The 19,266-nt window shown below is 69.4% G+C and carries 15 protein-coding genes and 1 pseudogene; 5 read left to right on the top strand and 11 right to left on the bottom strand.

Annotated elements, in window-relative coordinates:
• Together E2C06_RS22025 and E2C06_RS22020 are read left to right on the top strand one after the other, a co-directional pair.
• Positions 1 to 2,376, top strand: coding sequence for an arylsulfatase (locus tag E2C06_RS22025; RefSeq protein ID WP_133290765.1), 2,376 nt, complete (start codon positions 1 to 3; stop codon positions 2,374 to 2,376).
• A gap of 59 nt (positions 2,377 to 2,435) precedes the next feature.
• Complete coding sequence (locus E2C06_RS22020) at positions 2,436 to 3,230, top strand: DUF1269 domain-containing protein (protein ID WP_133290764.1); 795 nt, start codon at positions 2,436 to 2,438, stop codon at positions 3,228 to 3,230.
• Here E2C06_RS22020 and E2C06_RS22015 read toward each other — a convergent pair.
• Together E2C06_RS22015 and E2C06_RS22010 are read right to left on the bottom strand one after the other, a co-directional pair.
• On the bottom strand, positions 3,227 to 3,382 hold the full coding sequence (locus tag E2C06_RS22015) for a helix-turn-helix domain-containing protein (RefSeq protein ID WP_165982562.1): 156 nt from the start codon (positions 3,380 to 3,382) through the stop codon (positions 3,227 to 3,229). The genes E2C06_RS22020 and E2C06_RS22015 overlap by 4 nt on opposite strands.
• Positions 3,383 to 3,392: 10 nt before the next feature.
• A complete protein-coding gene (locus tag E2C06_RS22010; RefSeq protein ID WP_165982561.1) occupies positions 3,393 to 4,229 on the bottom strand; it encodes a helix-turn-helix domain-containing protein in 837 nt (278 codons plus the stop codon).
• 173 nt (positions 4,230 to 4,402) lie between these two features.
• On the opposite strand from E2C06_RS22010, the gene E2C06_RS22005 reads away from it, so the two are divergent.
• Complete coding sequence (locus E2C06_RS22005) at positions 4,403 to 6,682, top strand: tetratricopeptide repeat protein (RefSeq protein WP_165982560.1); 2,280 nt, start codon at positions 4,403 to 4,405, stop codon at positions 6,680 to 6,682.
• A gap of 264 nt (positions 6,683 to 6,946) precedes the next feature.
• On the opposite strand, the pseudogene E2C06_RS39595 reads toward E2C06_RS22005, so the two are convergent.
• Positions 6,947 to 7,138 (bottom strand): annotated as a pseudogene (locus E2C06_RS39595) (IS5/IS1182 family transposase); the annotation flags it as partial.
• A gap of 888 nt (positions 7,139 to 8,026) precedes the next feature.
• Here E2C06_RS39595 and E2C06_RS21995 point away from each other — a divergent pair.
• Positions 8,027 to 8,863, top strand: a complete 837-nt coding sequence (locus tag E2C06_RS21995; RefSeq protein ID WP_165982559.1) for an HpcH/HpaI aldolase family protein — start codon at positions 8,027 to 8,029, stop codon at positions 8,861 to 8,863.
• 42 nt (positions 8,864 to 8,905) lie between these two features.
• Here E2C06_RS21995 and E2C06_RS21990 read toward each other — a convergent pair whose 3' ends face one another.
• The gene (locus tag E2C06_RS21990; protein WP_165982558.1) at positions 8,906 to 9,859 is read right to left on the bottom strand and encodes a Bug family tripartite tricarboxylate transporter substrate binding protein; all 954 of its coding nucleotides are present in this window, start codon (positions 9,857 to 9,859) and stop codon (positions 8,906 to 8,908) included.
• A gap of 320 nt (positions 9,860 to 10,179) precedes the next feature.
• On the opposite strand from E2C06_RS21990, the gene E2C06_RS21985 reads away from it, so the two are divergent.
• Entirely contained in the window at positions 10,180 to 10,395 is a 216-nt protein-coding gene (locus tag E2C06_RS21985) for a hypothetical protein (protein ID WP_133290757.1), read from the top strand.
• A 16-nt stretch (positions 10,396 to 10,411) separates the two neighbouring features.
• Here E2C06_RS21985 and E2C06_RS21980 read toward each other — a convergent pair whose 3' ends face one another.
• The 7 genes from E2C06_RS21980 to infB all read right to left on the bottom strand — a co-directional run.
• Positions 10,412 to 11,089 carry a cysteine hydrolase family protein gene (locus E2C06_RS21980; protein ID WP_133290756.1) on the bottom strand — a complete coding sequence of 226 codons (678 nt, stop codon included), beginning with the start codon at positions 11,087 to 11,089 and terminating at the stop codon, positions 10,412 to 10,414.
• Between the two features lie 58 nt (positions 11,090 to 11,147).
• Positions 11,148 to 12,548: an NAD(P)H-dependent flavin oxidoreductase gene (locus E2C06_RS21975; protein WP_133290755.1), complete on the bottom strand. Its 1,401-nt coding sequence runs from the start codon at positions 12,546 to 12,548 to the stop codon at positions 11,148 to 11,150.
• A gap of 83 nt (positions 12,549 to 12,631) precedes the next feature.
• Complete coding sequence (gene pnp / locus E2C06_RS21970; RefSeq protein ID WP_133290754.1) at positions 12,632 to 14,848, bottom strand: polyribonucleotide nucleotidyltransferase; 2,217 nt, start codon at positions 14,846 to 14,848, stop codon at positions 12,632 to 12,634.
• 500 nt (positions 14,849 to 15,348) lie between these two features.
• The gene (rpsO, locus tag E2C06_RS21965) at positions 15,349 to 15,621 is read right to left on the bottom strand and encodes a 30S ribosomal protein S15 (protein WP_133290753.1); all 273 of its coding nucleotides are present in this window, start codon (positions 15,619 to 15,621) and stop codon (positions 15,349 to 15,351) included.
• 48 nt (positions 15,622 to 15,669) lie between these two features.
• Entirely contained in the window at positions 15,670 to 16,662 is a 993-nt protein-coding gene (gene truB / locus E2C06_RS21960; protein ID WP_133290752.1) for a tRNA pseudouridine(55) synthase TruB, read from the bottom strand.
• Positions 16,659 to 17,075 (bottom strand): 30S ribosome-binding factor RbfA, encoded by a 417-nt coding sequence (gene rbfA, locus E2C06_RS21955; RefSeq protein WP_133290751.1) that lies wholly within the window; start codon positions 17,073 to 17,075, stop codon positions 16,659 to 16,661. Before rbfA ends, truB begins: the two co-directional genes overlap by 4 nt.
• A gap of 99 nt (positions 17,076 to 17,174) precedes the next feature.
• Positions 17,175 to 19,266 (bottom strand): translation initiation factor IF-2 (infB, locus tag E2C06_RS21950; protein WP_133290750.1); only part of this gene is annotated, 2,092 nt, incomplete at its 5' end.

The following is a 19,266-nucleotide window of genomic DNA, read 5'->3' as shown; positions in this document are numbered from 1 at the left end:
ATGCCCTCAAGGACGCTGGGCGCGACACTGGCGATCGCGCTGTCCATCGTGCCGCTGCTGGCCCGCAGCCAGCCGGCGGCCGCGCCGCCGGCCCCGCAGGGTGCGGTTGCGGTGCCGCAGCCGACCTCGCCCTTCAACGGGCGCATCGGCCGGATCGTGCAGGAGTCGACGCCCGACTTCCCGCGTGAGCCGACGGCGCCGGCGGAGGCGCCGAACGTCGTGCTGATCATGCTGGACGATGTCGGCTACGGCCAGTTCGGCACCTTCGGCGGCCTGACGCCGACGCCGAGCCTGGATGCGCTGGCCGACCAGGGGCTGCGCTACACCCAGTTCCACACCACCGCGCTCTGCTCGCCGACCCGCGCTTCCCTCCTCACGGGCCGGACGCCGCATGCCGCCGGGACTGGGGTCGTCGCCGACATGGCCGGCGGCTTTCCGGGCTACACGAGTGTCATCCCGCGCGAGGCCGGCACGATCGCCCAGGTGCTGCAGGGCAACGGGTACGCGACGGCTTGGTTCGGCAAGAACCACAACGTGCCGGAATGGCAGAGCTCTGCGGTCGGGCCCTTCGACCGCTGGCCGCGCGGCATGGGCTTCGATTACTTCCTCGGCTTCGTGGGCGGCGACACCTCGCAGTGGGATCCGGCGCTGGTCGAGAACACCAGCCTGTTCGAGATGCCGCCCGACCAGCGCGGCACGCACCTGACCACCTTCCTGGCCGACCGCGCGATCGGCTGGATGCAGCAGAAGCACGCGATCGCGCCGCAGAAGCCCTTTTTCCTGTACTTCGCCCCGGGCGCCACTCATGCGCCGCACCATGCGCCGCAGGACTGGGTGGACCGATTCCGCGGCCAGTTCGACATGGGCTGGGACCGCTACCGCGAGCTGGCCTTCGAGCGGCAGCGTCGGCTCGGTGTCGTGCCGCAGGACGCCAAGCTGACGCCGCGGCCGGACAGCCTGCCGGCCTGGGACTCCCTCAGTCCGGACCAGCGCCGGCTTTATGCCCGGATGATGGAAGTGATGGCCGGCTTCACCGCCCATACCGATGCCGAGGTCGGGCGGCTCATCGCCTCGCTCGACACGCTCGGCATCCGCGACAACACCCTGGTGGTCTGGATCGTCGGCGACAACGGCGCCTCGGCTGAAGGCGGGCTGAGCGGCGCGGTCAACGAGATGAACACCTTCAATGCCCAGCCGCCCGAGGATCCGGCGGCGAGCCTGCGTGTCATCGACGAGCTGGGCGGGCCGCTGCACCACAACAATTTCCCGGTGGGCTGGGCCTGGGCGATGAACACGCCCTTCCAGTGGACCAAGCAGGTCGCCTCCCATCTCGGCGGCATCCGCAATCCCGTCGTGATCTCCTGGCCGCGCGGCATCGCCGAGCGCGGCGGCTTGCGCGGCCAGTTCCACCATGTCAGCGACGTCATGCCGACGATCCTGGACGCGGCGAAGCTGAGGATGCCGACCACGATCGACGGTGTGCCGCAGCGGCCGCTCGATGGCATCTCGATGGCCTATACCTTCGACCGCGGCAACGCCGTGGCGCCGAGCCGCCGGACGACGCAGGTTTTCGAGATGGTGCTCAACCGCGCCATCTACCACGACGGTTGGATGGCTTCCGCCCGCTGGCGGACGCCCTGGGTGACCACCCCACGCACCGATCCGATCGACACGCAGGAATGGGAGCTCTACGACCTCCGCCGCGACTACTCGCAATCGGAGAACCTGGCGGCACGCGAGCCGGGACGGCTGCGCCAGATGCAGGACCTCTGGTGGGCCGAGGCGGCCCGCAACAACATCCTGCCGCTCGACAACCGGTTGTTCGAGCGCTTCGATCCGCGCAACCGGCCGAGCCTGGTCGCCGGCCGGAACTCCTTCACCTACTACCCGGGGATCGAGCGGCTGCCGCAGGGCGCGGCGCCGGACCTGAAGAACCGCTCCTTCTCCATCACCGCCGAGGTCGAGGTGCCGGCCGGCGGCGGGGAGGGAATGATCATCAACCAGGGCGGCCGCTGGGGCGGTTGGGGCCTCTTCTTCGACGATGGCGGCAAGCTGACCTACCTGCAGAACGTCATCGGCAATGTCCGCTACGCCGTGACCTCGGCTCGGCCGGTGCCGCCCGGGCGCCATACGCTGCGGCTCGACTTCGAGTATGACGGAGGCGGACCGGGACGCGGTGCCACGGCGCGGCTTTCGGTGAACGGCGCGAACGCGGCCTCGGGCCGGATCGAGCGCACCGTGCCGCTCAACTGGTCGCTCGACGAGGGCGTCGATATCGGGCTCGACCACGGCACGCCACTGACGGAGGCCTACGCGGCGCGGCTTCCCTTCCGGTTCAACGGACGCATCGCACAGGTGACGATCGACCTGCGCTGAGCCTGGCGGACACCTCGGGCGGCCGCGCCGCCGCCCGGGCCATGACGGGATAGGGTGCCATGAGCGACGTCATCGCCGTTCTGCTCGCCGATGCGACCCGCGCCACCGACGCTGTCCATGCGCTGGAGGCGAGGCATGCCGCGGGGAGCCTGACGATCTTCGGCCTCGCCCTCCTCGGGCGGGAGGCCGACGGCACCCTCCGCCTCCGCCGGCCTGCCACGCCCGGCCCGTCCGGCGCGCCGCTCGCCGGGCTGGTTCGGCGGCTGGTCGCGCGCGCGGGGGGCACGGCGGAGGATGGCCTCGCGGATCTCGGGATCGCCCCCGATTTCGTCGAGGAGGTCCTGGGCGCCCTGGCTCCCGGTCACGTCGCCCTGCTGGCCGAAGTTGAGGAACACTGGTTCGTCGCGGGCGACGCCGCCCTGGCGGCCTTCGAGGGCTCGGTGATCCGCCGCCGGCGTCTCCATCGGGGAGAGGATTGGATTGCCAGCGAGGTGTCGGTCCTCGACGCGGAACTGCAGGCGCTGGAGCGGGCGGCGGAAGACGCCGCTGGCGATCTCGCCACGGCGATCCGCCGGCGCGCCACGGCCGACCGCGTCCGCCTCGCCGCCCTTGCAGCGCGGACCGATGTCAGCCTCGCGGCGCTCCACGACGAGGTGCGGGCGCGGCTCGCCCTCCTCGATAGGCAGTTCCGGCAGGCGGACATGGCGGGGGATGTCCGCGGGGAGACGCAGGTCAGGATCGCGCTGTCGATCGCCCGGATGCGGGCAGAGGCCGAGCGACGATCCGTTCGGCTGCGGCGCGCCGTGGAGGTAGCCCAACAGGCGCTCGGGACGGAGGACCCCGAAGACGGCTAGGCTTGCTGCCTGTTATCGGCCCGCCAGAGCAGCCCGGTCTCCTGCCGCGCCCGACGCAGCGTTTCGGAGGGCAGTTCGTGGAACAACTCACGGTATTCGGCGGAAAAGCGTGCGAAATGGAAAAAGCCGAGATCCGCTGCGACCTCCGTCACGCTGCCCTCGTCACGGCGCAGCCTGCGGCGTGCGGCGTGCGGCGTTCAGGCGCAGGACGCGGAGATAACGCTTCGGCGGCAGGCCGTAGCAGTCCTGGAAAGCGGCGTGCAGCGTCCGCTCGCTGGCCCCGGTGATCTGGCACAACTCGGCCAGCGAAGGCGGGTCGTCGAGCCGGCCGCGAAGCACCTCCTCGGCGGCCCTTGCCGCACGCCGCCGCACGGTCAACGGGATCTGTGCCGGCGACTCGCCCATGGTGATGCCATCGAGCACGATACGCAGGACGGCTTCCTGCAGGTGGTGGCGTGCCGCCGGCGTGGCGGCACCGCCGCTGGCGAGGACACCCAGCAGACCGCTCACTGCACGGCCGCGGGTGGGACAATCGGCGGTCGCCGGCGCTGCCCGCATCTCCAGGTCGCGGCCGAGCCCGCCCATCCCGGTGCCGAGCAGCGCCGCCAAGTGCCGCTCGAACAGGTCCTGCTCGAACGACACGGCGACGATCTCCATCGGGCCGAGGCTCAGGAAGCTTACCTCATGGTTCAACATGCCGCCGATGATGGTGCGCCCATGATCGAGTTCCCGGCCGAGCCAGCGGACCTCGCCCGGGGCGGAAAGAACGAGGGCGACGCTGACCGCGCCGGGCGGCAGGTTGCCCTCGACCAGCAGCGGCGCGGACCAGCGCTCGCGGGCGATCTGCATGGACCGGGTCGCGACGATGTCCATGGTGCCGAAGAAGGCCCCGCCGCCAATCTGAGAATAGGTGAGATCAAATCCGGCCGTGGCACTAGCGAGGGCATCGAAGTCGCCGAATTCGCCCGTAACCACGAGGCCGTCGGGAAACAGAGACATTGGCCTTTTCCACGCCCTACTGCTAAGGACATTATAATAATAACAAGATTGATACACGCAAAAGTTTCGCCTTGCGCGTCTGCGGCCGGTGCCGCGCAATGCCGGATCAGGGGATGGCGATGAGGCCTGGCGACCGACGCGGACCCCGGTTGGCGTCCTATGCTGCATCCCTGTTGCTGGCTTTCGCCAGCCTGGCGATCGGCGCGGCCATGCCGATCGAGCCGCGCCCGCCCGCCCTCGAGGTGCCGCGCGAGGGCCATGTCGGGGCGGTGACCTGCGGCGGGTGCCACGCCGCGGCCTATGCCGACTGGCAGGGCTCGCATCACCGCCACGCCATGGCCGCGGCCGCGGATGCTTCGGTTGCCGCGCCCTTTGCCGGAGAGTCGGTGCGGCAGGCCGGCCGCGAGAGCCGCTTCTCCCGACGCGACGGCCGCTTCTTCGCCCGCATCGAGGGCCCTGACGGGCAGGATGCCGAGTTCGAGGTGACGCACACCCTAGGCGTCGCGCCGCTGCAGCAATATCTGGCACCCCTGCCGGGCGGGCGGCTGCAGCCCCTGCCTTGGGCTTGGGACGCCCGGCCCGCCGTGAAGGGCGGCCAGCGCTGGTTCCACCTCTACCCCGGCGAGGAGATCCGCGCCGGCGACCCGCTGCACTGGACCGGGCGCATCCAGAACTGGAACATGCAATGCGCCGCCTGCCACACCACCGACCTGCGGCGGAATGCACTGGCCGGTGGGCAGGGCTACGCGACCGAGGCTGCTGCGACCGGCGTGACCTGCGAGGCCTGCCACGGCGCCGGCGCCCGCCACGTCGCCTGGGCACAGGGCAGGAGGCGGCCCGAGGATGCGGCCACGCAGGGGCTCGCCGTCCGTTTCCCTGCGGGCGGCGGCCAGGGCGGCTGGGTGATGAACGCCACCCGCGGCGTTGTGCGCTGGGAAGGGCCGCCACGCAGCACCCCTACGCTCGATGTCTGCGGGCCGTGCCACGCGCGGCGGCGGGAGATCGCGGCGGACCCCGTGCCGGGACGGCCCTTTCTTGACGCTTACGTGCCGGCGCTGCTGGAGGAGGGTCTCTACCATCCCGACGGGGCGAACCTCGACGAGGTCTTCGAATGGGGCAGCTTCGTCCAGAGCCGGATGCACCGTGCCGGGGTGACCTGCACCGATTGCCACAGCCCGCATTCCGGAAAGCTGCGCGCGGAGGGCAATGCGCTATGCCTGCAGTGCCATGCGGCGGAGCGCTTCGACGTCGCCGCCCACCACCGCCATGCGGAGGGCAGCGCCGGCGCGCAATGCGTCAACTGCCACATGCCGTCACGGACTTACATGGTCGTGCATGCGCGGCGCGACCACGCCTTGCGGGTGCCACGGCCGGACCTGTCGGCAAGGCTCGGCACGCCTGATGTTTGCACCGACTGCCACCGCGACCGCGGTGCCGCCTGGGCGGCGGAGCGGGTCGCGGCCTGGCATGGCGGCGGCCGGGCGCAGATCCCGCATTGGAGCGAGGCCATCGCGGCCGGACGGGCCGGGGAACATGGCGCCGGCGACAGGCTCCTCGGCCTGGCAGCCGATCCGGAGGCACCGGCGATTGCGCGGGCAACCGCGTTGTCGCTGCTGCCCGCAAACTCTGCCCGCGGCATCCTGTCGGCCCTGACGGGCGCGGTGCGCGACGCCGACCCCCTCCTCCGCATGACAGGTGCTGCTGCGCTATCGAGCCTACCGCCGCGTGAGCGGATTGCGCTTGCCGCACCGCTTCTGGATGACGCGATCCGGGCCGTGCGCCTGGAAGCCGCGCGCGCCCTGGCCCCGGTGCCGGAAGCGGCGCTGACGCCGGCGCAGGTCGCAGCACGCGCCCGGGCAATGGATGAGATCGTCGCAGCGGCACGGCTGAACGCCGACCAGCCGGATGCGCTCACCGGGCTCGGCACGGTCTTCGCCGACCAGGGCCGTGCCGCCGAAGCTGAAGCGGAGTTCCGTGCCGCACTTCGGCTCGACGCCGCCCATGTACCGGCTGTTCTCGGCTTAGCCGAGGTGTTCAGACGGACGGCGCATGAGCGGGCGGCGGAGGCAGTGTTGCGCGAAGGGCTAGCGGCGGCACCGACGTCGGCGCCGCTGCATCATGCGCTGGGCCTGTCGCAAGTCCGGCTGCGGCAAATCGATAAAGCGGTGGAGACGCTCGGCCATGCGGCCGCGCTTGAACCGTCGAATGCTCGCTTTGCCTATGTTTATGGCATGGCGCTGCGTTCCACCGGTCGGCCGGACATGGCCACCGCGGTACTGCACCAGGCGCTTGCCCGCCATCCGACCCAACGCGATATCCTGTTGCTGCTGGCCGTGATGGCCCGAGATGCGGGCGAATGGATGCAGACGCGCGAGTATGCAGAGCGGTTGCTTGCGATCGACCCGCAGGATCGCCAGGCGTTGCAGCTTCTATCGGAGGTGCCGCGACGATGATGCTCAGCTTATCTCATTATTTTCCGAACACAAAATTGCTACGATTCCTCCTGATTTTTGAATGACGCTCAGTTCTGCATCGGGGACATATCTGTTTTTCCTGGGCAAGGATTAGTATGATTGAATGTGAGCCATGAAAACTTGCTTCGGATCACGCTTGGAAGTGGTTCCAACTCCATTTCACTCAACGCGCGGCCACCTTTAATTTTTTGGTTCTGTCAGGTACGCTTTCGGCGGACTATTCTGCCGCTTTTAGAGCCTGCTTTACGGCGCCTTTGCCAATTGCCTGAGCAGGACGGTGGCGGCTGCAAGGACGAAGTAGGCGACAGGGGAACTCGGGGTGGCCGCATGGTCATGCGCAAGTCGGCGGTATCGGCTTGTCGAGGCGAAGGTGCGCTCGATCACCCAGCGACGCGGTTGCACGGCGAAGCCGCGCTGACCTGGGTTCGGGCCGAGCGCTCTCCGGGAAACCACGCGGGTTGCGCGATCGATCAGTTTGCGCACCGTCACCGTGCTGTCACTCACCACGGCCTCGCAGTGGGTCAGCACGGCATGTAGTGCTTCCAGCTTTGGATCGGCCATGCGCGCCTCCTCCACGGTTTCGGTGGAATCAGCTTTTCCGAGCCAGAGCAGGACGCCGCGCGCCCAGTTGCTCCAGTCCTCGAAGGAGCCGAGCGGGCCAGCCTACTGTGGCCGTTCGGCAAGGTGGTAGGCGCGGAGCACGGTCAGTGTCGCCGTCACGAGGCACCCGCGGTCGACTTTCACGCGTTGGAGCGGGTGGCCGGCGAGTCGCCACGTCGAAGGGGCCGAACGCGCACTGCACGAGCAACGCGCTTCCGGCCGCGCCGATCCAGCGCACCACCGCCAGCGAAAGGCTGGCGACGCCGGCGTTCAGCCGGTCAACCAGGGGGAACCACGCGGCGTAGGCAAGTGCATTGGCAAAGACGATCATGTAGAACAGCGGAGATCTGCTTTCTCCCAATCGGTCCCTGAAGGCCGCCATTCGGTGCCGGCCAAGAGAGGACGCGCGTCGATCGGTGCGGATGGCTGCTCCGACCAGTTCAGCGGGACCGGCTCGAGCAGATGGGCCAGGGTGACGTCTGCGGACCAATGGCTCGTCGAGGACTGCCTCAGCGGTATCCGGCGCCAGCAGCATCAGTCGCAGCATGCAGCCTAAATACCTTCTCTCGATCCGCTCCGCCGCGACCCGTTCGGCAGGACCTGGTTCTTGGATAAGCTAGTACGGACACGGCGCCCCGGCTCGCGACGCTGCTCAGGTTGCGCGCATGTCCTGATCGGATGACACTCCTGATCAGCGCCCAATCCGCCAGAGGAGACAACGCGATGCGCCCCAACCGCCTGCGCCAAAAGCTGATCGCTGGGGAACCGACGATCGGCACGCACATCCTGTCCAGCTGGCCGACCCTCGTGGAGCTGATCGGCGACGCCGAGAACTACGACTATGTCGAGTTCACTGCCGAGTACGCGCCGTTCACCATGCATGACCTCGACAATCTCGGCCGGGCGTTCGAGCTGAAGAACCTCGCCGGCATGATCAAGGTCGAGCAGAAGCAGTACGCGCATCAGGCAATGCGGGCAATCGGATCGGGCTTCCAGAGCGTGCTGTTCGCCGATATCCGGACGGTGGCGGACGCCGAGTCGTGTGTCGCCGCGGTGCGCGCCGAAACCCCCGGCACCGGCGGGCGGCTCGGTGTCGGCATGCGACGCGATGTGGGCACGGTGCTGGAGGGCGGCTCGCCGGCCTATGTCGACGCGCTGAATGAGGTGGTGATCGCCATCATGGTCGAGAAGCGCGAGTGCGTGGAGGACCTGGAAGCGATCCTGTCGGTTCCGGGCATCGACATGGTGCAGTTCGGATCGTCCGACTACTCGATGAGCCTGGGGCTGACCGGGCAGCGATCGCACCCGGACGTGGTGAAGGCAGAGCGCAAGACAATCGAAACAGCGTTGAGGATGGGCAAGCACCCGCGTGTGGAACTGGCGGACATTTCGGGCGCGAAGCCGTACCTGGAGATGGGGGTGAAGCATTTCTGTATCGGGTGGGATGTACGGATCCTGTACAACTGGTGGCGCACGAACGGGGCCGGTATGCGGGCCATGCTGACAGGCGAGGCGGCGATGGCCCCCGCGCCTCAGCCGGTGAAGTCTGGAACCTATTGAAGCGCTGGATCGAGGTATCGGAAGCGACGTTCCTGTCGCTGTTCACTCCACCCGCGCACCCGAGGCCCGAACCAGCGGCGCGAAGCGCGTCTCGTTCTCGCGGCGGAACTCTGCAAGGCCCGCCGGTGGTGTCCACCACACCGTGGCACCGGCCTCTTCGAAGCGGCGGCGCACTTCGGCGCTCTCGACCGCCTCGCGCCCGACTTCGGCGATCCGCTCGACGATGGCGGTCTGGATGCCCGCGGGACCGAGCACGCCGCCCCACGAGTTGATCTCGTAGCCCGGCAGGAACTCGGCCATGGCCGGCACCTCGGGCGCCTGGGGGCTGCGCGCCGCCCCTGTGACAGCCAGGGGCCGCACCTGCCCCTCGCGCGAAAGGCGAAGCGCCTCGGGAATGTTGCCGAAGACCATGTCGACGCGGCCGCCCAGCAGGTCGTTGTAGGCCTGCGCCCCACCGCGGTAGGGCACGTGCAGGATGTTCACTTGGCCCATGTGCTTGAACATTTCGCCCGCGATGTGGAGCGTGGTGCCGGCGCCCGAGCTCCCGAAGCTGTACCGGCCAGGTTCGCGGCGGCAGAGCGTGATCAGCTCAGGGACGCTGTGTGCCGGAATGCCATGGCGCACGATAAGCAGGTTCGGCAATTGCCACAGGCCGCAGATGTAGGAGAAGTCACGCTCCACGTCATAGGGCAGCCGAGGGTAGAGGGTTGGCGCGATCGAGAGGGAAGAGACCGAGGCGAGCCCGATCGTGTTGCCGTCCGGTGTGGCGCGCGCGATTGCCTCCGTACCCACATTCCCGCCTGAGCCCGAGCGGTTCTCGACGACGAAGGACTGGCCCGTAACCTCGGCCATACGGTTGCACCAGATGCGCGAGAGGATGTCGGTCCCGCCGCCGGGAGGGAAGATCCCGATGAAGCGGATCGGCTGCGTCGGCCAGGCCGGGCGCTGGGCCTGCGCCGTGGCCGCGGCGCAGGCCGCGCCCGCGATGCCCAGCAAGGCACGGCGCGTCCCGCCGCCCGGTGCGTGCCAGCTTCGGCCGGTGTTGATCGTTTCCCCGTTCATAGCTGCCTCCCCGCGCGGCATACTAAGTCCCTAAGAGCGTGACTCGTCGGGGATTCTCGTAGCGGCGGCGGGCTGATTCAACATGGTGGCCAGGGAAGCTGCGCCATGCCCATCCCACTCCGGCCTGATTTCGCAACAAGCGGGCTGCGCGTCACAGCGCGGCAGACGAAGGACGCAGCCCAGACCCGGCACCAGCTTGCCCTGGCCGGATCTACGACGGGGCATCACGTACCGAGGCTGCCCGGATCGGCGGGGTGACGCTGCAGATCTGCGGGACCGGGCTCGGCGGTTCAATGCCGAACCCGGTCGAAAATACCCGGCAGTTCACGTGGGACAACTGGCTCTCGAACCGCATCTTCCACTGCCACGGCGACATTGTGGATCACTGCTGCCGCGCCTGGAACCGGCTGGTCGAGCAGCCCTGGACCATCATGTCCACCGGACTGCGCGACGGGACTCAGGGGTTCTGATCAGCGGGACTTGGTATCAGGCCAGCGCCCGCACCGCCGCGGCGGAATCCGCCACCCAGCCGAAGATTCCGCCACCTGCTCCCCCTTGGGCCTTGATCATCGCCAAGCCCGTTGCGTGGAATTCCGGGAAGTAGGACCCGCAGCAATCCGCCAGCACCACGCAGCGGTAGCCGCGGTCATTGGCCTCGCGGACGGTGGTGTTGACGCAGACCTCGGTGGTCACGCCGCAGACCAGCAGGGTGCGGATGCCGCGGTTGCGCAGGATGAGGTCGAGATCGGTCTCGCAAAAGGCGCCCTTGCCGGGCTTGTCCAGCACCACCTCGCCCGGGGCGGGGACCAGTTCGGGGACGATGTCGTGCCCCGGCTCGCCGCGGACCAGGATGCGGCCCATCGGGCCGGGATCGCCGATCCGCCGGCCGGGCGGGCCGCGTTCCCACTTCGCCGGCGGGCAGTCCGTCAGGTCGGGGCGGTGGCCTTCCCGGGTATGGATCACCAGCAGCCCGGCGGCGCGGGCGGCGGCCAGCACCGCCCGGCAGGGGCCGATCGCCGCAGCGAGCCGCGAGACGTCGTTGCCGAGGGCTTCGCCGAAGCCGCCGGGCAGCAGGAAGTCCCGCTGCATGTCGATGATGACCAGCGCGGTCGCGGCACGCTCGGCCGCGAGGGGGGCTGGTTCGGCTTCGATGAGGATGGACACGGCCGCCGCGCTCCTGCTGCGCGGCGGTCATTGCAATCGGGGTGCCAGACGCGGCCGCTCAGCGGCCGGTCAGGATCCGCTCGACCAACTGCTTGGCCGTCGGGATGAAGCCGTTGGAGTAGAAGGGGTCGGAGCCGAAGCGATAGGCATTGTGCCCGGCAAACATCAGGTTGTGCTCCAGCGCGCCGTCATGCGCGATGTCCTGCAGCGTCTTCTGGATGCAGAAGCTCCGCGGGTCGGCCTTTTTGCCGGTGTCGTAGTCCGGCTCGTGCTGCGACCAGTTGCTGAAGCGGCAGGCCGAAAGGCAGCCCATGCAGTCGACCTGGTCCTTGATGATCTCGGCCTGCTTGTCCCGCGTCACGAAGATCAGCGTATTGTCCGGTGTGCGCATCGCCTCGACGAAGCCCGCAGCCTCGAAGCCCCGCACTCGCTCCAGGTCGTGCGGCGTCAGCCAGACCTTCCGCTTGCGCGGGCCGACGGCATATTCCGCGGTGTGGTCGCCGATCGGCTCGGCGGTATAGGCGACCTGGCGTTCGCTGCGCGCCTCGAGCTCGCGGATGAAGTCGTTCCGCACGGCCGAGGAGTAGAAGCCGGTCGGGGAGAAGCGCTGCAGCAGCACGTCGCCCGGCTGCAGGGTCAGCAGCCGCTGCTTCCAGGCGTCCGAGATCGGGCTTTCCCTGGTCAGCAGCGGCCGTGTGCCGAACTGGAAAGCGACCGGCCCGAGCTCCGAGTTGTCGATCCAGTCCTCCCATTCCTCCAGCCACCAGACGCCGCCGGCCATGATGATCGGCACGTCGCCGAGGCCAAGCTCGCGCATCTGCTGCCGCAGCTTCAGCACGCGGGGATAGGGATCCTCCGGATGCGCCGGGTCCTCGGAGTTGGACAGGCCGTTGTGCCCGCCGGCCAGCCAGGGATCCTCGTAAACCACGCCGCCCAGCAGCTCGCGCGCCTTGCTGTAGCTGCGCTTCCAAAGGGCCACGAAGGCGCGGGCGGACGAGATGATGGGGTAGTAGTGGACGTTGTACTCGCGGGCGATGTCGGCCAGCCGGTAGGGCATGCCGGCGCCGCAGGTGATGCCGTTCACCAGCCCCTTGGCGCCTTCCAGGATGCCGCGCGCGACGCGTTCCGCCCCGCCCATCTCCCAGAGTATGTTGGCGTGGATGCGCCCCACGCCGCCGGCACGCTCATGCGCCTCCTTGGCCTGGGCGATGCCTCCGGCAATGCCATAAGCCACCAGCTCCTCGTGCCGGTCGCGGCGCGTCCTGCCGTGGTAGACCTGCCGGATGAGGTTGCCGTCAGCATCATAGCTGTCGGCATTGACGGCCGAGAAGGTGCCGACCCCGCCGCCGGACGCCCAGCCGCCGCAGGTCGCGCCGTTCGAGACGGCCACACCCTTGCCGCCTTCGACCAGCGGCAGAACCTCGACCCCGCCCATGCGGATCGCGTTGATCGCCTTCACGCCTCTTCCCTCGACAGTCCCTGGACGCTCGTAATTGGGTCGGCCGGCGTCCCATGCAGGACCCCGGCCGCACCATTTCTGGTTTACTCGGCCGCGTCGCTGCGCTCGCGACGGGGACCGCGGTCGCGGCGCGGGCCGCGGTCGCCGCGCTCCTCGCCCTCGCCCTCGACGCGCGGCCGGCGGGCGCCGACCTGCTCGGTGATGTCGGCGCCGGTGGCCTGGTCGACCACCCGCATGGACAGCTTCACCTTGCCGCGGTCGTCGAAGCCGAGGACCTTCACCTTCACCTGGTCGCCGACACTGACGATGTCGTTGGTGCGGTTCACCCGCTCGTTCGACAGTTCGCTGATGTGGACCAGACCGTCCTTGGCGCCGAGGAAGTTCACGAAGGCGCCGAAATCCGCGGTCTTCACGACCTTGCCGTTGTAGATCGCACCGACCTCGGGTTCCGCCACGATGCCGCGGATCCAGTCGATCGCCTTCTGCGCCGCTTCCGTCGAGGTCGCCGCCACCTTGATGGTGCCGTCGTCGTCGATGTCGACCTTGCAGCCCGTCACCTCGCAGATCTCGCGGATGACCTTGCCGCCCGAGCCGATCACGTCGCGGATCTTCTCCTTCGGCACCGACATCATGGTGATGCGCGGCGCGTTCTGCGCCACGTCGCCGCGATTGCCCGACAGGCCCTTGGCCATCTCGCCGAGGATGTGGATCCGGCCGTCCTTCGCCTGCGCCAGCGCCTGGCGCATGATGTCGAAGGTGATGGAGGTGATCTTGATGTCCATCTGCAGGGCGGTGATGCCCTGCTCGGACCCGGCCACCTTGAAATCCATGTCGCCCAGGTGATCCTCGTCGCCGAGGATGTCGGACAGCACGGCGAAGCCGCGGTCCTCCTTGATCAGGCCCATGGCAATGCCGGCGCAGGGACGCTTCAGCGGCGTGCCCGCATCCATCAGCGACAGCGAGGTGCCGCAGACGGTAGCCATGGAGGAGGAGCCGTTCGACTCGGTGATCTCCGACACCACGCGCAGCGTGTAGGGAAACTTCTCCTTCTCCGGCAGCAGCGGCCGGATGGCGCGCCAAGCGAGCTTGCCATGGCCGATCTCGCGCCGGCCCGGGCTGCCCATGCGGCCGGTCTCGTTCACCGAGTAGGGGGGGAAGTTGTAGTGGAGCATGAAGTGCTCCCGGTACTCGCCCGGCAGCGCGTCAATGATCTGCTCGTCCTGGCCGGTGCCGAGCGTCGCCACGCAGAATGCCTGGGTCTCGCCGCGGGTGAAGAGCGCCGAGCCATGCGCGCGCGGCAGCACGCCGACCTCGGCCACGATCGGCCGCACGGTCTTGGTGTCGCGGCCGTCGATGCGGAGGCCGGTGTCGAGGATGTTGTTGCGGACCACGTCCGCCTCGAGCTCCTTCAGCAGGCCCTTGGCGGCGCCGGCATCGAGGCCTTCCTCGCCCAGCTTGGCGACGACGGCCTTCTTGACCTCGCTCACCTTGCCCTGGCGCACCAGCTTCTGGGTCTCCTTGTAGGCCTCGACCATGGCGTCGCGGCCCAGCTCGGCGATGCGGGCCTTCAGCGTCACCTCGGCCTCGGAGGCCTCGGGCAGCGCCCAGGGCTCCTTCGCGGCGCGCTCGGCCAGCTCGATGATGCCCTGGATGACGGGCTGGAAACCCTTGTGGCCGAACTCGACGGCGCCGAGCATGACGTCCTCGGACAGCTCCTGCGCCTCGGACTCGACCATCAGCACGCCCTCGGCGGTGCCGGCGACCACCAGTTCCAGCTTGCTGGTCTGGCGCTGCGCCATGGTCGGGTTCAGCACGTACTGGCCATCGATGTACCCGACGCGGGCGCTGGCGACCGGGCCGAAGAAGGGAATGCCCGAGAGGGTCAGGGCGGCGGAGCAGCCGACCAGCGCCACCATGTCGGGGTCGTTCTCCAGGTCATGCGACAGCACGGTCGCGATCACCTGGACCTCGTTGCGGAACCCGTCCGGGAACAGCGGGCGCAGCGGCCGGTCGATCAGGCGGGAGACCAGGGTCTCGTTCTCGGAGGGACGGCCCTCGCGCTTGAAAAAGCCGCCGGGGATCTTGCCCGCGGCGAAGGCCTTCTCCTGGTAGTTCACGGTCAACGGGAAGAAGTCCTGGCCCGGCTTCACCGAGCGTGCGCCGACCACGGTGCAGAGCACGATGGTGTCGCCGAGGCGGGCCATGACGGCGCCATCGGCCTGGCGGGCGACCTTGCCGGTCTCCAACGTCAGGAGTTGGCCGCCCCAGGAGATGTCCTTGCGGTAGTAGTTCTCGAACATGCGTCGTTCCTTCGTGGGACCGCAGGCCGGGGCCCTTCCCCGCGCAGGCGATCCGGCCGGACCCGTCGGGGGTGCGGCTTGGCTTCAAGGCCGGCGAGCCCACGGCCAGCGCGGCCACAGGCGATCCGGAATCATGCGACGCGGTGGGTTGCCAGTCTTCGGCCGAAGGCCCCGGAGGGCGCCCCGCGGGATGAGGGCTCAGCGCCTCGGGCTGCATGGACCGCGGATGCCCGCTTGCGGGATGACCGCCCCCGTCGCCGGGGCTCCATGTGGCCGGAAACGCCGTCGCCGTCCCGGTCGGGGATCGCGGCTTGTCCTGTCAGCCCGCCGCGTGCGCGGCGGTGGCCCGGCAGAACCCGACCACATGTCGGCTCACCGGCTCCGGGCGAAGCATATGGCGCGGGTCGCGCCGGATTACCATGGATTTCTGGCGCCCGGCGGGGGTGGACCCCACCAAGGCGCTGTCCTGGGCCGATAGCCGGCCCGGGTGGCGCCGCTGGCTAGCGGCGCAGGCCGAGGCTGGAAATCAACCGTGCGTAGCGGTCGGCATCCTTCTTCTTCAGGTAGTCCAGCAGGCCACGCCGCTGGCCGACCAGCACCAGCAGGCCGCGCCGGCTGTGGAAGTCCTTAGCATGGACCTTGAGGTGCTCGGTCAGGCCGGAAATGCGCTCCGACAGCAGGGCGACCTGCACTTCGGGGCTGCCGGTATCGCCGGGCTTGGTCTGGTACTGGTTGATCAGCGCGAGGCGCCGCTCGGGGGATACTGCCGACATCGGGTTGTTCTCCGTCTTGGCCGGGCCCATCCGGACCTTCGGCATATTTCAACCGCCGGCCGGGGAGCCTTCCTGGGCCACCAGTCGTTCCGGCACCACAAGGCCGGACTCCAGGCGGCAGAGCCCCACGAACCGTCCCCCCGCCATGACGCGGACCAAGCCCCCTGCGGGGTCGGCATCGTCAGGAATGCGGCCCATGAACTCGACCAGGCCAAGGGCCTGGCCCTGCAGGAGCCGCATGGCCTCCGCCTCCGTCAGGGCCAGTGCCGGGATGTCGGCCAGCGCGGTCGCAACGGGAAGCAGGAGGTCCGGGGAAGGGGCAGGCGTATCGCCCGGCAGGCCGAGCTTGTCCAGCGGAATTGCTGCGGCCTCGTGGAAGGGCCCGACCCGCATGCGGCGCAGCGCGGCGATATGCCCGACCGTGCTGCAGGCGCGCGCGAGGTCGCGGGCGAGAGAGCGCATGTAGACCCCCTTGCCGCTCTGCACGGTGAAGATCGCCGTGTCGGCGTCGGGGCGGCTCTCGAGTTCGAACCGGTCGACCCGGGCGGGGCGGGGCGCCAGTTCCACCACCTGGCCCTCGCGCGCCAGGTCATAGGCCCGCTCGCCCGCCACCTTGATGGCGGAAAAGATCGGCGGGACCTGCATGATGTCGCCGCGGAAGGCCGGCAGCGCCGCGGCGATTTCGGCATCGGTCGGGCGGACGTCCGAAGTGCCGATGGTTTTGCCGTCAGCGTCGTCGGTGTCGCGCAGGTCGCCGAAGCGGAGCGTGAAGCGGTAGGTCTTGGTGCCATCCATCACATAGGGGACGGTCTTGGTCGCGGCGCCGAAGGCGATCGGCAGCACGCCGGTCGCCAGCGGGTCGAGCGTGCCGCCATGGCCGACCTTCTGCGCATCGAACAGCCGCTTCAGCCGGTTGACCACGTCGGTCGAGCCCATGCCGCTCGGCTTGTCGACGATCAGCCAGCCGTCGAGCGGCCGGCCCTTCGGCTTGCGCTGGCGATGGCGCGCATTGTGGTGCGGCTTGCCGGGATGATGGTTCACGCCTCGTCATCCTTCGGCTTCGGCTCGAGGTCGCGCGCCACCTCGGGCTGGCGCAGCGCCCGGTCGATCTGCATGGCGTAGTCGAGCGCGGTGTCCTGCTGAAAATGCAGGTCGGGCGCGGCGCGCAGCCGCACCGCCTTGGCGACCTGGCCGCGCAGATAGGGCGCGGCGCGCTTCAGCGCCTTGAACTGCGCCTCCGGCAACTCCTTGCCCAGGCCGCTGACGAAGGCGGTCATGTGCTTGAGGTCGGGGGAGGCGCGCACCTCGGTCACCGTCACCCGCGCGCCGGCGAGGTCGGGATCGCGGAAATCCGCCCGGGCGAGGACGGCGGAGAGCGCGTGGCGCACCTCCTCGGCGACGCGCAACTGGCGCTGGGAAGGGCCCTCGCCGGCTCCGGCGTGGCGCTTGGTCATGGGGGTCGAACCCTCTCTCGGAAGTCTACTGGTCGGAAAAGAAAGGGCGCGGCGCCCTGCGGCGCCGCGCCCCGGTCGATAGCCGGAGAGTGGCGCGGATCAGGCCGCGGTCACCATCTCCGTCTCGTAGCACTCGATCTGGTCGCCGACGCGGATGTCGTTGTAGTTGGCGAAGGACATGCCGCATTCGTAGCCGTTGGTGACTTCCTTCACGTCGTCCTTGAACCGCCGCAGGGTCGAAAGCTCGCCCTGGTGGATCACGACGCCGTCGCGCAGCAGGCGCACGCCGGCGCCGCGCTTGACCACGCCCTCGGTCACGCGGCAGCCCGCCACGTTGCCGATCTTCTTGACCTCGAAGACCTGCAGGATCTGCGCGTAGCCGAGAAAGTTCTCGCGGGCCACCGGGGCCAGCTTCGACTTGAACATCTTCTCGATGTCGTCCGACACCTCGTAGATGATCGAGTAGTAGCGGATGTCGACGCCGTCGCGCTGCGCCATCTCCCGCGCCTGGGTGGTGGCGCGGACGTTGAAGGCGACGACCACGGCGTTGGACGCCTTGGCCAGCTGGATGTCGCTCTCGGTGATCTGGCCGACGGCGCTGTGCAGCACCCGGACCCGGACCTCCTCGTTGCCCAGCTTGCCGAGCGTCACGCCGATCGCCTCGGCCGAGCCCTGGACGTCGGCCTTGACGACGACCGTCACCTCCTTCTGCACGCCGGCCTGGATGCGGGCCAGCATGTCGGTCAGCGTGCCGCGGCCGGCGACGGCCGAGGCCGAGGCCTTGTCGCGCAGCTTGCGCTGGCGGAACTCGGAGATTTCCCGCGCCTGGGTCTCGTCCGTCACCGCGACGAAATTCTCGCCGGCGGAGGGGACGCCCGACAGGCCGAGGATCTCGACTGGCAGGGACGGCCCGGCGGTCTTCACCTGGCGGCCCTTGTCGTCGAGCATCGCGCGCACCCGGCCCCATTCGGCGCCGGCCACGACGATGTCCCCGGTCTTCAGCGTGCCCTTCTGCACCAGCACGGTGGCGACCGGGCCGCGGCCGCGGTCGAGCTTGCTCTCGATCACGGTGCCCTCGGCCGCGCGGTCCGGGTTGGCCTTCAGGTCCAGCACCTCGGCCTGCAGGGAGATCGCCTCGAGCAACTTGTCGAGGTTGATCTTCTTCGTCGCCGAGACCTCGATCTCCATGGTGTCGCCACCCAGGCTCTCGACCACGATCTCGTGCTGCAGGAGTTCCTGCTTCACCCGCTCGGGCCGGACGCCTTCCTTGTCGATCTTGTTCACCGCGACGATGATCGGCACGCCGGCGGCCTTGGCGTGGTTGATGGCCTCGATCGTCTGCGGCATCACGCCGTCATCCGCCGCGACCACCAGCACGACCATGTCCGTCACCTGCGCGCCGCGGGACCGCATCGCCGTGAAGGCGGCGTGGCCCGGGGTGTCGATGAAGGTCACCTTCGAGCCGTCCGGCACCTGCACCTGGTAGGCGCCGATATGCTGGGTGATGCCGCCGGCTTCGTGCGCCGCCACGTCGGCCTTCCGCAGCGCGTCCAGCAGGCTGGTCTTGCCGTGGTCGACATGGCCCATGATGGTGACGACCGGCGGGCGGGTCTGCAGGTCGGTGTCGATGTCGGCCGCGCCCTGGATGCCCTGCTCGACGTCCGAATCCGCCACGCGGCGGATGCGGTGGCCGAATTCCTCGACCACCAGCTGGGCGGTGTCGGCATCGATGGTCTGGGTCAGCGTCGCCATCACGCCCATGCGGAACAGCGCCTTCACCACCTCGCCGCCACGGGCGGCCATGCGGTTGGCGAGTTCCTGCACGGTGATCGCCTCCGGGATGACGACGTCGCGCACCACGCGCTCGGCGCCGGACCGGAGCCGGGCGAGTTCCTGCTGCCGCCGCTCGCGTTCCCGCGCGCGCCGCAGCGAGGCGATCGAGCGGCTGCGCTCGTCGTCGCCCTCGATCGCCGCCTGGACGTCGACGCGGTTGCCGCCGCGGCGGTCCGGCCCGACCTTTTTGACGGTGGTCAGCACCGGCTTCTTGGCCGGCGTGGCCGCAGTGCCGGGGCGGCGGGCGGCGGCGCGGCGCGCCTCGTCCTCCTCCTCGGCGGTGCGGGCGCGCAGCGACAGCTTCGCGGCGCCGGCGGCCGTGGCGGCGCCGGGGGCGGCACCAGGGGCAGCGGCGGGC

The organism is Dankookia rubra (genome assembly GCF_004355005.1).
Lineage (GTDB): Bacteria > Pseudomonadota > Alphaproteobacteria > Acetobacterales > Acetobacteraceae > Paracraurococcus > Paracraurococcus ruber_A.
The sequence above is the reverse complement of the archived record's forward strand: the minus strand, read 5'-3'. Positions and strand labels throughout refer to the sequence as shown.

Coding starts and splice junctions, on each gene's coding strand:
- E2C06_RS22025 (WP_133290765.1), top strand. CDS start 1: ATGCCCTCAAGGACGCTGGGCGCGACACTGGCGATCGCGCTGTCCATC.
- E2C06_RS22020 (WP_133290764.1), top strand. CDS start 2,436: ATGAGCGACGTCATCGCCGTTCTGCTCGCCGATGCGACCCGCGCCACC.
- E2C06_RS22010 (WP_165982561.1), bottom strand. CDS start 4,229: ATGTCTCTGTTTCCCGACGGCCTCGTGGTTACGGGCGAATTCGGCGAC.
- E2C06_RS21995 (WP_165982559.1), top strand. CDS start 8,027: ATGCGCCCCAACCGCCTGCGCCAAAAGCTGATCGCTGGGGAACCGACG.
- pnp (WP_133290754.1), bottom strand. CDS start 14,848: ATGTTCGAGAACTACTACCGCAAGGACATCTCCTGGGGCGGCCAACTC.
- rpsO (WP_133290753.1), bottom strand. CDS start 15,621: ATGTCGGCAGTATCCCCCGAGCGGCGCCTCGCGCTGATCAACCAGTAC.
- rbfA (WP_133290751.1), bottom strand. CDS start 17,075: ATGACCAAGCGCCACGCCGGAGCCGGCGAGGGCCCTTCCCAGCGCCAG.